We start from the raw sequence: 14,604 nt of genomic DNA on the forward strand, positions 1-14,604 counted from the left end.
AACTTAGTATACCGAAAAAAAAGGCTAGCTTCAACCGCTAGCCCCTAATTCACTTGATTTGCACCTGCCCAGCTTACGAATCAGCTTAATCTTCTTGTTCCTGTTGAGCGTCTTTTTTCTCAGTCGCTTTATCCGAAGGACTGGTATCTGACTGGTGCTCTTTCTCTCCTTGTTCCTTCTCTTTTTTTTCTTTTTCAGCTGCCCGCCGACTACTTTCCTCACTAGCCCGACTCTTAGCCCGCCGACTTTCATCGCGAGCAATTGATGACGCCTTAGCTGCCTGGGCTGCTTCTTTTGAGGCTTCACGGGCAGCTGTTTGCTTTTCCTTGGCAGCTGTTAAAACCGGCTTGACCGCTTTTTGAATAAGAGGTAACCCATCGTCGATTGCTAACGCTAGTTTAAACTGAGACACGGCACCATCCCAATCCTCATGGTTATAATCATCTTGGGCCGGAATAATATGGGCTAATTGTCGCAAGGCCGTATACGTCGTCGGCGTTTGCTTTTTCCCCTGGGCCGCCTCATAAGCCTTTTGCGCTGTTTTCCATTTTTGACCCTTAACGGCCCGCTCTGCAATTTTTATCTCATGTTGATAAGATTGCTGGTCTTGGTAACGCATGAACCCGACGCCTGCTCCTACTAAGATAATAATAAGCCCAATTGCAGCTACTATTTTTTTCATAATATACACTCTCTTTCTCCACTCAGCTTAATTTCCCCATGCAGTCAGTATAACAAGGACCCTTTTTCGTTGAAAGCATCTTAAACAAAAAGAATGTGACAAATTTGTCACATTCCTTTTGTTACATTAGCGACCTTGTCGTTGCTTAATTTCTAAGTAACGCCGATACCACAAGTTAGCATATGCATCTGAAAAAGGCCCTCGACCACGATTAATCCAATCGACCAAAATTTTAACGTGTTCCTTTAAAATGAAGTCAATATCCGCTGAATAGTGCCAGCGTTGTCGGTGTGATTGATACTCGTCAGCATCTAGCAAACGACGTTCACCATCTGGGAATACTTTCACATCTAGGTCATAATCAATATACTTTAAGGCTTCTTTATCCAAAACGTAGGGTGAGGCCAAGTTACAATAATACGATATCCCAGCCGGTCTCAACATAGCGACAATATTAAACCAATATTTACGATGAAAGTAAACAATTGCCGGTTCCCGGGTTACCCACCGTCGCCCATCATCCTCAATGACGACAGTATGGTCGTTTAATCCAATCACTTCATTCTCACTCGTTTTTAAAACCATCGTGTCACGCCAAGTTCGGTGCAGACTGCCATCATGCTTGTAGCTCTTAATCGTGATAAAGTCACCCTCCCGTGGTAGTCGACTTGTCTTCATCCTCTGAGCCCTCTGCAGTTCTTAAACCAAATCTATCCCGTTTATTGTAGCACGATTCCCCCAAAAGTGTATACTAAATCACAAATCACGTAAGGTCGCGGCCTGCGTTCTTAACCAACGATCGATTTCATCAAATTGGTAGCCTTTACGGGCCAAGGCCCCTTTCACCCGACGCGTAAATTCATAACCATCGTAGCGGGCATAGCGATCAAATGCCCGTCGTCCATCCCGATCTAAATTTTCCCATTCGTTCTCCGGATCAGCTTCATGATTGGCTTCGTAGTCTTGTAACGCCTCTTGAATTAACTGCGGATGATAACCTTGTTGCCGTAACTTTTGACTAACCTTTTGTATCGCCATTCGATGAGCATTCCGGCTCTGTTTAGCCATTAAAGTTGCCACTTTATCCTCAAGCTGAGTTCTTTCATCATCAGCTGAATAATCCGTTAAAACATCCGTGATAATATCATTATCTACGCCCCATTCACGTAATTTTTGCTTAGCTGCTAAAGGTCCTAACTTGTGTGAACGCTGCAATCCCCGTACATACGTTTCAGCAAACAGCTGGTCGTCTAACACATTGGCAGCCGACAGCCGCTCAATCACCCTTTTAATGACTGCTAGTGGAAAGTCCTGGTCGCGTAATTTTCGTATGACCTGCTGTTGAGACCGCATTTGCCCAGTAGCGTAGAGAAGGGCTTTCGTATAAGCTTTCTGCTCGTATTCAGCCTCTTGGACCCGCTCCAATTCGGTATCATCTAACTGACGTCCCTTAAAAAGATCAAACTGAATCAAAATTTTTTCATCAACTGCTAAGGCATATTCATCATCCAAGTAGATATTATATCGTCCAGGACGTCGCTGCTGGCGTACGCTGGTTACTTTAGCCATTATTGCCCCCTCACTTAACATAAAAAGCACCACCAAAGTGATGCTTTTGCTTGTTGCTTTTATAGATAAGATGATGTCCCAGGATTGAGTTCGACAATCTTACCAGTTCGCTTATAGATTAACCATTCAGCAATGTCCGTCACATAATCGGCTGTCCGCTTAATGTAACCAGCTACCACGATATAGTCAGTCGCAGCCGTAACGATATCAGGATCCTTTTCCATTACTGAAATTGCCATTCCCCGAATATCAGTTGTATCTTGGGTCACCTGATCAACTTCACCTTCCATTGACTCAGCCCCTTGAATATCATCGTTAACGTAAAAATCAAGTACGCGGTTAACCATGTTAGCCACCATCGTGCCAGTCTGACCAATTTTTTCTTCAATATTAGCCACACGCTTATTGCCCTTCATATGAATAGTTGAAATTGCAATATTACGGGCATTATCTCCAATTCGCTCAAGGACAGAAACAGCCTTCAAAATCGTCACAATTTCACGAAGATCAGTCGTGACTGGCTGATATAAAGCAATCATTTCAAAAGTCTTTTTTTCAATCGCAATTTCACGATGATTAATTGCCTTATCATCATCAATGATTTCCTGGGCCTTTTGCCGATCATGATCTAAAAAGGCCTGCACCGACTGTTCTAAAGTCTCAGAAACCAGGAGGCCCATTTCCTTAAAAGAAGTATCTAAATCTGCTAACTCTTCATCAAACATACGACGCATCCGTTTTCCCCCTTATTTGTTGGTTGCACCTGCAACTACGTTTTTATTAGTTTAAACTTAATTACCCCTGTGGTCAATCCTCTTTAACCAAAGCGACCCGAGATGTAATCCTGTGTCTCCTGCTTATCAGGATTCATAAAAATTTTCTTAGTAGCATTCACTTCAACCAGATGACCATCCATAAAGAACGCCGTCTGATCTGAAATTCTCGAGGCCTGGGACATCGAATGTGTGACGATAATCATCGCATACTGATCACGCAAAGACATTAAAGTATCTTCAACCTTATGTGATGAAACCGGATCTAAAGCTGCCGTTGGCTCATCTAATAGTAACACTTGAGGTTGCGTAGCTAACGCCCTGGCAATTGACACCCGTTGTTGTTGACCACCTGATAAAGATAAGGCTGACTTATGTAAACTATCCTTAACCTCATCCCAAATAGCTGCTTGTTTCAAAGACGTTTCGACACGTTCATCTAAGATTGCCTTATCTTTTTCACCAGATATTCGAATACCGAAGGCAACGTTATCGTAAATGGAAAAGGGAAATGGGTTCGGCTGTTGGAAAACCATGCCAATCTCTTTACGCAACTCTACCACGTCCATATTAGGGGCATAGATATCCTGGCCTTTAAAGGTGAAAGTTCCATTAACGGTCACATAGTCAGTCAAATCATGCATCCGATTCAAGGTACGCAAATAAGTTGACTTTCCTGATCCTGAAGGCCCAATCAAGGCATTAATACCTGTTGGTTCATAACTTAGATTGATGCCATGCAGGGCTTCTTTTTCGCCATAATATAAACGCACATTCCGTGTCTTTAAAATTTTATTTGTCATCTTTTCCTCCTAGCCAAAGTTTCCGTTAACATAATCAATCGTTAATTGGACCTTTGGCCGCGTGAAGATCTTACGCGTTTCATTGTACTCAAGCACCCTTCCCATATGGAAAAAGGCTGTATAGTCTGAAATTCGTGCTGCTTGTTGCATATTGTGCGTCACAATAATGATGGTATAGTGCTTTTTCAATTCTAAGAGGGTATCTTCAATTTTTGCAGATGAAATGGGATCTAAGGCTGATGCCGGTTCATCTAACAATAAAATATCTGGCTTCATGGCAATCGCACGTGCGATAACGAGTCGTTGGGCTTGTCCACCTGATAAAGATAAGGCCGATGCGTCTAAGCTGTCCTTGACTTCATCCCAAAGGGCAGCTTGTCGCAGCGAGTGTTCCACCATTTCATCCAAATAAGCTTTATCAGTAATACCATGCTGTTTCAGGGCAAAGGTGATATTTTCACGGATTGACTTGGCAAAAGGATTAGGCCGCTGAAAGACCATCCCAATATGCCGGCGCATCTCATAAACATCAATATCCTTGAAATTAATATCCAAGCCACGATACATGATCTGTCCCTTTACCGTAGCAACATCATCATTCATGCGATTCAACGATCGCAAGAACGTTGATTTTCCTGAACCCGAGGCACCAATTAAGGAAGTAATTTTAAAACGTTCAAAGCTTAAATCTGCATCATCTAGCGCTAACTTATCACCATAGTAGACTTGCATATCATGAGTTGAAATAGCAATTTCTTTTTCAGGACGCATCTCATAGATAAAGCGCTTAGGTTGTTCATCATAGAGGTGAAAACTCACATTTTGATTCTCAGTCATTTAACCACACCTTCCTATTTCGTTGCCGTTAACCGCTTATACAAGCTATTACTCAAGTAGCGTGCTAAGAAGTTAAAGAGCAGCACTGCAATAATCAAGACTGCCGATGCTCCAGCAGAAACCGCAGCCGCATCTGGCATAATCCCTTCAGAATTAATCTTCCAAATATGAACCGCTAAGGTTTCAGCAGGTCGCATAATATTTAAAGGACTTGAAACATTAAAGGGGTTCCAATCGGCAAAATTCAAGGCAGGTGCTGATTGACCGGCCGTATAGATTAAGGCCGCCGCTTCACCAAAGACTCGACCGGCTGATAGAACAATTCCCGTCACAATGGATGGCAAGGCTGCTGGCAAGATAATATGCACAACTGTTTCCCACCGTGACAAGCCTAAGGCGGCTCCGGCTTCACGTTGTAAGTTAGGAATTGTACGTAGGGATTCTTCCACTGACCGCGTTAAGAGTGGCAAATTGAAAAAAGTTAGGGCAATCGCACCTGATAAAATTGAAAAACCAAGTTTGAATTGTACCACGAACAATAAAAAGCCAAATAGGCCAACTACCACTGAGGGTAATGACGAGAGAATTTCGATTGCAGTCCGTACCAGACCAGTTAAACGACTTTTCTGGTTAGCATATTCATTCAAATAAATCCCTGCTCCCAAGGCAATTGGAAAGGAAATCAACATCGTAATGAATAAAAGATAAAAGGAGTTAAAAAGTTGAACGCCAATTCCACCGCCAGCCGTAAAGGCCGTCGCTGGTGCTGTCAAAAAGTGCCAAGATAAGTGTGGCACCCCTTGAATCAGAATATAACCTAATAAGGCCGCTAAAATAAGGATCACACTGCCGGCAATCACATAGAGCACAATAGTGGCAACTTTATCTGCTTGCTTTGCATTCATAACTACATCGCTCCTTTCTTAGCAATTGCCCGAATCACAGTGTTAAAGACCAATGACATCAACAAGAGAATTAAGGCTAAACTCCAAAGGGCATTATTCTCTAATGATCCCATCACGGTGTTACCAATTCCCTGTGTCAAAACAGACGTTAACGTTGCGGCTGGCGACGTTAAGTTTTGTGGCATCAAAGCGGCATTACCAACCACCATTTGAACGGCCAGTGCTTCACCGAAGGCCCGCGCCATGCCAAACACAACGGCAGTTAGGATTCCTGGCGTCGCACCACGTAGAATCACTTTATAAATCATTTGCCAGCGGGTAGCCCCTAAGGCCAGAGCTGACTCACGATAGTGTCGAGGAACTGCCTTTAAGGTATCAACGGTCATTGAGGTTACCGTTGGTAAAATCATAACGAATAAGACCATGGACCCAGATAGGATACCAAATCCCGAACCGCCAAAGGTTGCCCGCATAAAGGGCACCAGAACTGACACACCGATAAATCCATAAACGACGGAAGGAATACCTACCAAGAGTTCCGTGACAGGACCTAAAATCTTGGCACCACGCTTAGGTGAAATTTCGGTCATAAAGACGGCCGTGCCAATTGCAAAGGGGGTCGCGATTAGAGCTGACAAAAAGGTCACTAAAAATGAACCCGTAATCATTGGTGCTGCACCAACGAATGCTTTACCATGAGCATCGACCTGACCAGGTGCCCACTTAGTGCCAGTCAAAAAGTCCCAAATATTGACCTTATTAACAAAAAATGTTGCCAAGCCTTTGGAAGCCACAAAATAAAAAATAGACACCACTACCACGACAATCAGCAATAGGGCTGAAAATGAAATGGCACGCCCAAACTTATCGCGCCGTGCCGCTTTCGATTCTTTTAACAAAGATTCTCGAATTTCGTCCATGCTTACGACTCCTCTCTGACCATTTTTACATGGCCATTCATATCGCGTTCAACTTTCATATCATTGATTGAAATGTATCCCAGACTAGGTACCAACTTCTTTTGAATGTGGTCACTTTGTAAATAGGCAATAAAGTTAGCCACAGCTGGTCTTGGCTGGCCCTTGGTATACACATGCTCGTAGGCCCAGATAGGCCACGTATTATTGGCGACAGTTTGTTTACTTGGCTTAACACCAGCTAAGGTTGGTACGGTCACTGACTTGTCTAAATAGGCAAAGGCTGCATATGATACCGCCCCTGGCGTAGTTGCAACAATCTGGCGAGCCATTCCTGATGAATCTTGTTCTTGTGCATCTGCAGACTTTGCGCCTTGCAGACCCCATTTTTCAAAAGTAGCTCGCGTACCAGACCCGTTAACCCGGTTAACCAAGACTACTGGCAGATTGGCCCCTCCAACTTCGCGCCAATTTTTAACCTTACCCGTAAAAATAGAGATTAATTGCTGCTGTGTTAAATCGTGCACCTGGGCTTTTTTATTTACCATGGGCGCAATCCCAACGACGGCAACCCGATGGTCAACCAATGCATGCGCATCGATACCCTTTTTTTCACTAGCATACATGTCCGAATTACCTAAATCGACTGCGCCAGCCTGGACCTGAGCTAACCCAGTTCCCGTACCACCACCTTGAACATTCACATATACGCCTAAATGCTTACTTGCATAATCTTCACCAGCTGCCTCAACTAAGGGTTGCAAAGCTGTCGAACCAACGGCTGTAATATTCTCACCATTTTGACTATCGCGATTAAGATAGCTCCAGCCAAAGAAGCTACCCAGTACCGCCACTACTATGGTGCCGATCAACCAACTGCGTTTCATAAACGAACGCCTCCTCAATTTCTTCTTCTACCCTTTTTATTATCCTGGTTCTTTGTAACCTGTAAATCACAGTTTTGTAAAGATAACCGTTACAAAGAAAAAAATCGTTCTCACCAACGTGAAAACGATTTTTAAAAGACCATATCGGCACATTTTTTAACCCATTAAGATCATAATTCCTAAGATAATTAAAAGCGTGGGCATCAAAATTGATTGATACTTTAAAATCACCTGCTTAACCGCTGGTAAGTCAGCAATCCAGCGACCCAACAGTTGCCAAACAAAAATCAACATAATAAACATTCCCACCACTACCATTAACTGTGACATGGAATAATTACTAAACAATGGAATATAAACGCCAACATTGTCACCACAATTAGCCAAGGTAATGCCAAACACTTCCATAAAAGTCACCTGATTAATTTTACTTTCAGATGACTTGGTGGAACGGTATTCTCTGTCTCGTAAATATTGAGCCAGTGAATAAAGCCCTAGTCCTAAAGGAATCACACCCAATAAATTCAAATGGCTTAAATGAAATTGTTGAAGTGCAACCGCAATAAAGGCACTTCCGACAAAGACTAAGGTCAAAACCACGAATTGGGCTAGCACCACGTTAACTTTTTGTTTTTTGGTCCGCGCCTGTGCATAAAACAAGGTAACCAGGACCAAATCATCTAAATTACTACCCACATAGGCCATCAAGGCCGAAATCAAATATCCCATCCTACTATCTCCTTAAAAGGTTCACCCGCTAATAATTAATATACTTTACTATTATCTCACACTTAAGCCAGTCTGCAAAAAAAATATAGTTAACCCAGGTAAAAACCTAGATTAACTATATCAATAAGCAGGATTTAACGGGGCAAAGATCCTAGTTCTTTGCAACTTCTAAAATTGCATCCGCAATTTTTTCGTTGACACCAGCGAAAACCTGCTTGGTTTGTGCAACATCTAACTTCTTCAGTTCAGCCGGCTTATAAGCACTATAAATTGTTGACTGTAATTCATCATCACGGTAAATGTCAATGTCGATACCCAACCCGTCTTCATCTGGATAGGCAGATAATTCATAGGTATCTTCATTGTAGACAACCTTCAAACCATCGTAGTCAACATTACCGTCCAACTCAGCTAATAAATCTTGTTTTGTCATGACGATTAGCCCCTTTTTAGATTTTATCTTGGCGTTCTGCTTCACGTTGTTCCTTAGAAGCTTCTTCAAATTCACCTTGCTTCATTTTACGCTCATACTTACGCTTCTCGTCTTCAACTCCGCGTGCATCAGCTGCTTCAAATTCATGGCGCTTTTCAGTCATTTTGCTTAACCCTCGTATTCTCTTTCTTCAGCATGCAAAGCCTTTTCTTCATAACGATCTTCTTTGTGCTCTTCATGTTCAGCATGGATTTCTTGGCCCTTATGAGCCTCCTTTTCATGCTTGTAAAGCTTGTCTTCAGCTTCCTTTTCCTTACCTAGTGCCTTGGACTCGCGATTTTCTGCTAAACCATCACGTAATGTTGCCATCATGGGTTCTCCCTTCAATCTTTATTTATACTGTTAGAATACCACTAACCCCGTCAAAAACCAATACGCGCTCAGCCACCCGCCTATGCTTTTACTTTTACTAGTTAAGCCGTATACTAGGAACTGTATTCAAATCAGGCCCATTTATTAAATAAAGAGAGGTATCCAATATGACCCTTGATCCAACACCAAAACAAGAAGCTAAAGCTGCTCGTATTCATGAAGACGCTAAGTTAGCCATCAGCAGCGGTCAAACTGTTTTGCACCTTGGTGCAGATTTTTTTGATGATGATGCCGATGTTCAAGCAGTTAATATGCTCTTAGCCCATCAATCTGATGATACCCGTTCCATTGCCCATCGCGATGGTCAGGTTGATATTGTTGAAATTTAAAGCCCTCCTTTTCGTTAACCCTCCTTTAAGGGAAGGACATTAGTATCGAGAGCCTTACCATTATTGTAAAGGAGATGTTATACTTCATGCTGACATATGAAACAACGCTGGCTGGCTTAGATGCTAGCATCCATACATTGGACCAACGCTTACGTCGATACAAGCGACTCGCTTTGTTCAGCCAACTTTTGCAACTCGTTCTTTCAACGAGTATCCCCATCCTGATTGCCTTAGTTGGTAAAGATGACCGCTTATTGGTCTTAATTGCAGTTTTTGCAGCCCTGATTACCTTTGTACAAGCCTTTGGGGCCTTTTATAACTTAAACGAAAAGATTCAACGTGATACAACAGATTTAATGGTTTTACAAAAAGAGCGCTTATTGTTTCGAAGTCACTCCGCCCCTTATGATCAAACAGAGGCTTCCGATGTTCAAACCTTAATCCACGCGATTACGACCAAAACACAGTCTGTCTTACCTGATTTTATTCGTGAAGCACCCCAAAAGAAAGGAACTTCCCTCACATGAAAGAAAACAACGTTTTAGTCGTCACTACGGAAAATATCCCTGGTTACCAAATTGACCAGGTCTTAGGTGAAGTTTTTGGTCAAACCACTCGTTCACGAAATGTGATTTCCGATTTTGGCCAGTCATTTAAAGCAATGGTTGGTGGTGAAATCAAAGGCTATACGAAGTTGCAAACAACCGCTCGTCAAGAGGCGCTAGCTCGCATGCAAAAAGAAGCAGCTAACCTTGGCGGCAATGCTGTAATCATGTTTCGATTTGATAGTAACACCTCTTCACTTGGTGATTCGGTGAATGCTTATGGTACAGCAGTCAAAATTAGTCCCCTTTCGGTCTAAGGCTGATATATAAAAAACGGCTAATAACATTAGCCGTTTTTTATATATCCAATTTATTCCATTGTTGGCGTTGTAACACCTGCCTACGTTTATTCATCAGGTTTAAGGTCAACCGATGACTAGTCCATAACCAAATATTAGCAGCTTGAAAGCGCACTTTTATCAGCCGTCCATCCTCAGGCTGATAAAAGTGCGTAATCTCTTCTTCAGGATTGCTTAACCACGGCATTAACTGACGCTGCCAATGCAACACGCTTTGTATGTCTAGACTAACTCCCTTTTGTTGCAGGTTAGCGGTAGTGATAGCGAATCCCGCTTGCCTTTTATAAATAGCTCGATTATAGAGATTCTGCTGCTGTTTTGCTTGGCTAAACCTTATGCCATGTGACTTCCAAAAGAACTGCCAATAATGCTTAATTCTTTTTCGGAGGAGCGGATAAGTCAGTTCGGGCTGCTGGCGAAACTCTAAGTAGCGAGGCGCTGGTTGACAAGCAATGCGCCCAGTACTGGGTCGATAATCCTGATCTGTATAACAAGACCAATCAGTTTGACTAACAAGGTGGTCGTGGCGGCCCTTACCCTGGCAATTCAATTGGTAGGCCACCACTTCCCCGTTAGCGGCCCGCAAGCCTTCAACGAGCGTCCACATGGTTTGTGTTGGATTGCTACATCCTTCTACCCACCTCAGTTGACCAGTTTTCATGTTCTCTACCTGGTAGCCAACTGGTTGTGCCTGATTAAAGCTACCTTTTTTAAAACTTCGTGTTCGCCAGGGAATCGTCATTCCATCGTTGCTCGCTGTTTGCACAAGCATCCATGGTAGATCAGCTGGTACAAGGGGGTTAATCTGCGGCTTCACTTCACGAAAATGGAGCTGATGTCCACCAATCTTCCAAAAGTGCTGCCCCCAAATAAGTTTCAGCCAATACCAATGAAGGGGGTTAATTGTTGCCAGACCAGCATCCACTAGCCACAAATGCCGTGCCCACAAGTGATGTCTATCAATCACATCCTCCACAGCTTGCCACATCATCTCTATGGATTGGCCTTCCCAAAAAACGCAGTGGTGACGCCCCACCTTCACTTTATCAGCATCAATAAACAAACTAAGCTGCTGCCGCATTAGTCCACCTTTCTGCATTAGATTACTAGTCAAACACTGGTAAGGTTTATTTTACAGCGTCCAATCAGCTAAACTGTCTACTGTATAAGTAGGTTGAATGGGCTCTTTGGCTACTGCTTTAGGGGTGGACAGGCCACTATAAACAAGTAGCGTATCAATATCAGCATGGATACCAGCTAAAATATCTGTTTGATAATTATCACCAACCATAATCGTCTGTTTAGGATTAGCGTGAGCATACTGCATAGCAGCATCCATAATGAGTTTACTTGGCTTACCAATCACTACCGGCTCAACCTGGGTTGCCGTTTGAATCGCCGCTGCAATTGCCCCAGTGCTTGGAATCATCCCCCGTTCACTAGGCAAATTAGTGTCTGGATTAGTGACGATAAATTTAGCTCCTGCTCGAATAGCTAAGGTTGCCCGAGCTAAATCCTCATATACTAAGTTGCGATCTAACCCAACTACGACTGCATCTGCTGGTTCCTGGGTGACCAAGTTGAAACCATGTTCTTGCAAGGCTGCTTGTAACCCATGCTCTCCAATCATTAATACCGACTGAACATTGGCTGCTTGCAAATAAGCTACGGTAGCCAGCGAACTCGTATAGACTTGGCCTGGCTCAGTCACAATGCCATGATGACGAGTTAAATTTTCAGCCACCTCTGCTGGCGTCTTTGTTGAATTATTCGTTACAAAAAGATGTTTAATCCCAGCAGCATTTAAGCGTTCAATAAATTGTTTGGCGGCAGGAATTCTTTCTTTACCACGGTACATCGTACCATCAAGATCAATCAAATACTGTTGATAGTGCTTCATTTGGTCGTCTCCTTCGTCTCTTTGACCCGTTCCCGAACTTCGAAATGCCGCTGCTTACGTTTACCTTTGGCCTTCACTTCCACAGCTTGCCCCTTGCTACCTGGCTTATGTTGTCGTACCGGTCGCCGCTGTTCTCCAAGTTCTGCCTTCTCTTGATGGCCTTTCCCCTTACCACGGTGGCGCCGTCCTCGATGACGACGCTGATGGCCTTTAGCGGCCCCTTCTTCTTCAGCTATGGCATGAGGCGCCAAATTTTCTAAAACAAAATAAGGGGCTCCAAAATTCACTGTCTCATAGAGGTAATCATTTAAGGCCGTAATTTGTTGACTACGGGCTACGCCTGCTGTTCCAGCACGATAAAAGCCTCGCAAGCGCAACTGCTCTGAGGCAATATCCCCTAAAATAAAATCATACTTCTCTAGGAAATAACTAAAACGGGCAGCCAATTGTGGCTCCTTCAAAGCATCTCGATAATTTTCTACAATGCGATAAGCCCGGTCATTAATTACCAACCCTGTTGGGTCATCAGGGTCATGAACGATCGTCGTCGCTGCCTGACGTTCTAAAAACTGTGCGTCCGCTAACTCCTTCATTTTTTCACGATTCATGAATCATGCTCTCCACTCTCTTTAGATTCTTTAGCTAAATAAGCGCCCACTACTTCACGGAACACATGTTGATACATTAACTCATTCTTACCAGCTATTTCGAGGGTAGGAAAATAAGGAATAAACATATAATGTTCTAGGGTGCCAAGCCGGTAAACTCTACAATCCTCTACCGGTATGTCCTGCACGTATAACGTCCCTTGCGCATCTTCACGTAATCCGTCAAATAACACCTGACCAAAAGTATCACCGCGAAAGCCCATTCCATGAACCCGATGATTTACTAGGTAGGGTTGATTTTTATGAACTTCTTGCACCAAGCGCTTTAAGTCAGCTCCCGTTAATGTCGTCCGCATTGGATGCACTGCATGGGGCAACATCGTATGTAACTCATCGGCCGTTACCTCACCTGCTGGTAAGTCCGTTAAAAACATGCCCGTTGACAACATAACGAGATCCGTTTGGGTGTACCACTTCAAGGCGGCCACCCCCAAATCAATTACCCGGTGTGACGCCCCTAATGAGCGTTCATAAGGCGCCTCAAGTTTGGCAAATACCTTTTTAGCCAATAGGCGATGACCACGTTGTTCAAGTGCATCAATTTCTCCTTGATCATCAGGTAGGCTTGGTAAGTCATCTGTCTTTATCGTGCTTGCTTGTGCGCTTAGTACCTGATGATCAACTAAGGTCAAATGAATTTTACCAAGATGTTCTCCATACCGACCGGCTGCCGCTAACAGGGTTCCTGACCACCATTCACCCTCAGGTAGAAGATGATGCGTATGGGCACCGAGTATCAGGTCTATATCTGAATAACGGTCAGCTAGATAGCGATCCACTGGCAACCCTAAATGTGATAACAAGATGATAACATCTACTTGTTTGTGCAAATCAGCTAATAATTGCGGTAATACCGCATCGACTTCCTTTGGCAGCCAACCTAAAAGAGGCAAGGTTAAAATAAAGGGCGCCGTTAGTCCTAAGACGCCCACCCGTGTACCAGCCGTAGTGGTTAAAATTTTCTTTTCAAACGCCCAGTCTGGTAACTGGCCTGAACCAGCATCTGTTAAATTAGCCACTAATACTGGAAATTGAGCATGTGTATACAGCCGATTAAGGGCATCATGATTCATCCCCAAGTCCTCGTTGTTACCAATTGTGACCGCATCATAATGAACTTCATTCATTAAGTCTACGTTGGCCTGACCCATGGTTGCTTCTGTTAACGCATTTTGTCGGTCTAAGGCGTCGCCAATGTCAAAGGTAAAGGTTTCTATCCCCTTTCGCTTCGCTAACCGGCGCTGGTTAGTTAAAAAACGGCGAATTTTTGGCCAGCGTTCTAAATGTGAATGCAAATCATTAGTGTGTAATACTTGCAACTCTTCCCGCATAACTCCCCCTTTTAACCTTAAATAACCAGTTTTTGTTTGCTAGCATATTCTATCTCTAACGCAAACGTCCCTTGGCATACCCATGCAACCAATTTTCAAACAACTTAAAATTATCAGGATAAGCATTAGCGCCTAAATAAGTCTGCTGCTCACCTTCTTCATTTGTTAGCTGTAATCCCCATTCATCGGTAGGAGCAGCCACAACTTCACGCGATTCAAGGGGCCATTCTGCCACTAATTCGTGCATCCGGCGGTCAATATTCGACCATTGAATACTCACGTCCTGCCAATATTTAGTATACTTTTTCAACCTAGGCTGTGTTTCCACCTCACCTTGGTGTTTACGAACAAAATCTACCCCAGGTTGTTCCAGCGACAATGGTGGTAAAACTGCTGTTTTTGGAATGGCTAACAAAAAAGCGTGGTCTGCTACCTTTTTCCCATAAATACGATCAAATCCCGTCGTCAAATTCCCATGATAAAATTCAAAATACTTTAAGCCCAT

At 43.4% G+C, this 14,604-nt stretch carries 21 protein-coding genes; 3 read left to right on the forward strand and 18 right to left on the reverse strand.

From position 1 onward, the window contains the following. Positions 1 to 85: 85 nt before the first annotated feature. The 13 genes from G414_RS0102790 to G414_RS0102850 form a co-directional block, all read right to left on the reverse strand. Positions 86 to 682 carry a hypothetical protein gene (locus tag G414_RS0102790; RefSeq protein ID WP_022791341.1) on the reverse strand — a complete coding sequence of 199 codons (597 nt, stop codon included), beginning with the start codon at positions 680 to 682 and terminating at the stop codon, positions 86 to 88. A gap of 126 nt (positions 683 to 808) precedes the next feature. Continuing rightward, positions 809 to 1,360, reverse strand: a complete 552-nt coding sequence (locus G414_RS0102795; RefSeq protein ID WP_022791342.1) for a DUF402 domain-containing protein — start codon at positions 1,358 to 1,360, stop codon at positions 809 to 811. A 78-nt stretch (positions 1,361 to 1,438) separates the two neighbouring features. After that, entirely contained in the window at positions 1,439 to 2,251 is an 813-nt protein-coding gene (locus tag G414_RS0102800) for a RecX family transcriptional regulator (RefSeq protein WP_027694516.1), read from the reverse strand. Positions 2,252 to 2,310: 59 nt separating this feature from the next. Next, a complete protein-coding gene (gene phoU / locus G414_RS0102805; protein WP_022791344.1) occupies positions 2,311 to 2,985 on the reverse strand; it encodes a phosphate signaling complex protein PhoU in 675 nt (224 codons plus the stop codon). An 83-nt stretch (positions 2,986 to 3,068) separates the two neighbouring features. Next, positions 3,069 to 3,827, reverse strand: coding sequence for a phosphate ABC transporter ATP-binding protein PstB (pstB, locus tag G414_RS0102810; RefSeq protein WP_022791345.1), 759 nt, complete (start codon positions 3,825 to 3,827; stop codon positions 3,069 to 3,071). Between the two features lie 9 nt (positions 3,828 to 3,836). Beyond that, on the reverse strand, positions 3,837 to 4,598 hold the full coding sequence (gene pstB, locus G414_RS0102815; protein ID WP_420031173.1) for a phosphate ABC transporter ATP-binding protein PstB: 762 nt from the start codon (positions 4,596 to 4,598) through the stop codon (positions 3,837 to 3,839). A gap of 80 nt (positions 4,599 to 4,678) precedes the next feature. Then, the gene (pstA, locus tag G414_RS0102820; RefSeq protein WP_022791347.1) at positions 4,679 to 5,569 is read right to left on the reverse strand and encodes a phosphate ABC transporter permease PstA; all 891 of its coding nucleotides are present in this window, start codon (positions 5,567 to 5,569) and stop codon (positions 4,679 to 4,681) included. A gap of 2 nt (positions 5,570 to 5,571) precedes the next feature. Further along, positions 5,572 to 6,489 (reverse strand): phosphate ABC transporter permease subunit PstC, encoded by a 918-nt coding sequence (gene pstC / locus G414_RS0102825; protein WP_022791348.1) that lies wholly within the window; start codon positions 6,487 to 6,489, stop codon positions 5,572 to 5,574. A gap of 2 nt (positions 6,490 to 6,491) precedes the next feature. Next, a complete protein-coding gene (locus G414_RS0102830) occupies positions 6,492 to 7,373 on the reverse strand; it encodes a phosphate ABC transporter substrate-binding protein PstS family protein (protein WP_022791349.1) in 882 nt (293 codons plus the stop codon). 156 nt (positions 7,374 to 7,529) lie between these two features. Further along, positions 7,530 to 8,102, reverse strand: a complete 573-nt coding sequence (locus tag G414_RS07495) for a cadmium resistance transporter (RefSeq protein WP_022791350.1) — start codon at positions 8,100 to 8,102, stop codon at positions 7,530 to 7,532. Between the two features lie 151 nt (positions 8,103 to 8,253). Next, positions 8,254 to 8,535, reverse strand: coding sequence for a hypothetical protein (locus G414_RS0102840; protein WP_022791351.1), 282 nt, complete (start codon positions 8,533 to 8,535; stop codon positions 8,254 to 8,256). 16 nt (positions 8,536 to 8,551) lie between these two features. Further along, positions 8,552 to 8,698, reverse strand: coding sequence for a hypothetical protein (locus tag G414_RS07610; protein ID WP_022791352.1), 147 nt, complete (start codon positions 8,696 to 8,698; stop codon positions 8,552 to 8,554). 5 nt (positions 8,699 to 8,703) lie between these two features. Beyond that, positions 8,704 to 8,904, reverse strand: a complete 201-nt coding sequence (locus G414_RS0102850) for a hypothetical protein (RefSeq protein ID WP_022791353.1) — start codon at positions 8,902 to 8,904, stop codon at positions 8,704 to 8,706. Positions 8,905 to 9,074: 170 nt separating this feature from the next. Here G414_RS0102850 and G414_RS0102855 point away from each other — a divergent pair, with 170 nt between their 5' ends. The 3 genes from G414_RS0102855 (at position 9,075) to G414_RS0102865 (ending at position 10,158) form a co-directional block, all read left to right on the forward strand. Next, positions 9,075 to 9,296: a hypothetical protein gene (locus G414_RS0102855; protein ID WP_022791354.1), complete on the forward strand. Its 222-nt coding sequence runs from the start codon at positions 9,075 to 9,077 to the stop codon at positions 9,294 to 9,296. Positions 9,297 to 9,382: 86 nt separating this feature from the next. After that, positions 9,383 to 9,823 carry a DUF4231 domain-containing protein gene (locus tag G414_RS0102860; protein WP_022791355.1) on the forward strand — a complete coding sequence of 147 codons (441 nt, stop codon included), beginning with the start codon at positions 9,383 to 9,385 and terminating at the stop codon, positions 9,821 to 9,823. After that, complete coding sequence (locus G414_RS0102865) at positions 9,820 to 10,158, forward strand: heavy metal-binding domain-containing protein (protein WP_022791356.1); 339 nt, start codon at positions 9,820 to 9,822, stop codon at positions 10,156 to 10,158. Before G414_RS0102860 ends, G414_RS0102865 begins: the two co-directional genes overlap by 4 nt. A gap of 40 nt (positions 10,159 to 10,198) precedes the next feature. Here G414_RS0102865 and G414_RS0102870 read toward each other — a convergent pair whose 3' ends face one another. Genes G414_RS0102870 through G414_RS0102890 form a run of 5 tightly spaced genes read right to left on the reverse strand, consistent with a single transcriptional unit; the run spans position 10,199 to position 14,604 of the window. Then, a complete protein-coding gene (locus G414_RS0102870; protein ID WP_022791357.1) occupies positions 10,199 to 11,281 on the reverse strand; it encodes a hypothetical protein in 1,083 nt (360 codons plus the stop codon). Between the two features lie 51 nt (positions 11,282 to 11,332). Next, a complete protein-coding gene (locus tag G414_RS0102875; RefSeq protein WP_022791358.1) occupies positions 11,333 to 12,100 on the reverse strand; it encodes a TIGR01457 family HAD-type hydrolase in 768 nt (255 codons plus the stop codon). Beyond that, positions 12,097 to 12,708 carry a YutD family protein gene (locus G414_RS0102880; protein ID WP_022791359.1) on the reverse strand — a complete coding sequence of 204 codons (612 nt, stop codon included), beginning with the start codon at positions 12,706 to 12,708 and terminating at the stop codon, positions 12,097 to 12,099. The genes G414_RS0102875 and G414_RS0102880 overlap by 4 nt, the downstream gene beginning before the upstream one ends. Next, positions 12,705 to 14,099 (reverse strand): bifunctional metallophosphatase/5'-nucleotidase, encoded by a 1,395-nt coding sequence (locus G414_RS0102885; RefSeq protein WP_022791360.1) that lies wholly within the window; start codon positions 14,097 to 14,099, stop codon positions 12,705 to 12,707. The genes G414_RS0102880 and G414_RS0102885 overlap by 4 nt, the downstream gene beginning before the upstream one ends. Positions 14,100 to 14,154: 55 nt before the next feature. Continuing rightward, a complete protein-coding gene (locus G414_RS0102890) occupies positions 14,155 to 14,604 on the reverse strand; it encodes a hypothetical protein (protein WP_022791361.1) in 450 nt (149 codons plus the stop codon).

Origin of the sequence: Weissella halotolerans DSM 20190, from assembly GCF_000420365.1 — a bacterium.
In the GTDB taxonomy this organism is placed as follows: Bacteria; Bacillota; Bacilli; order Lactobacillales; family Lactobacillaceae; genus Weissella; species Weissella halotolerans.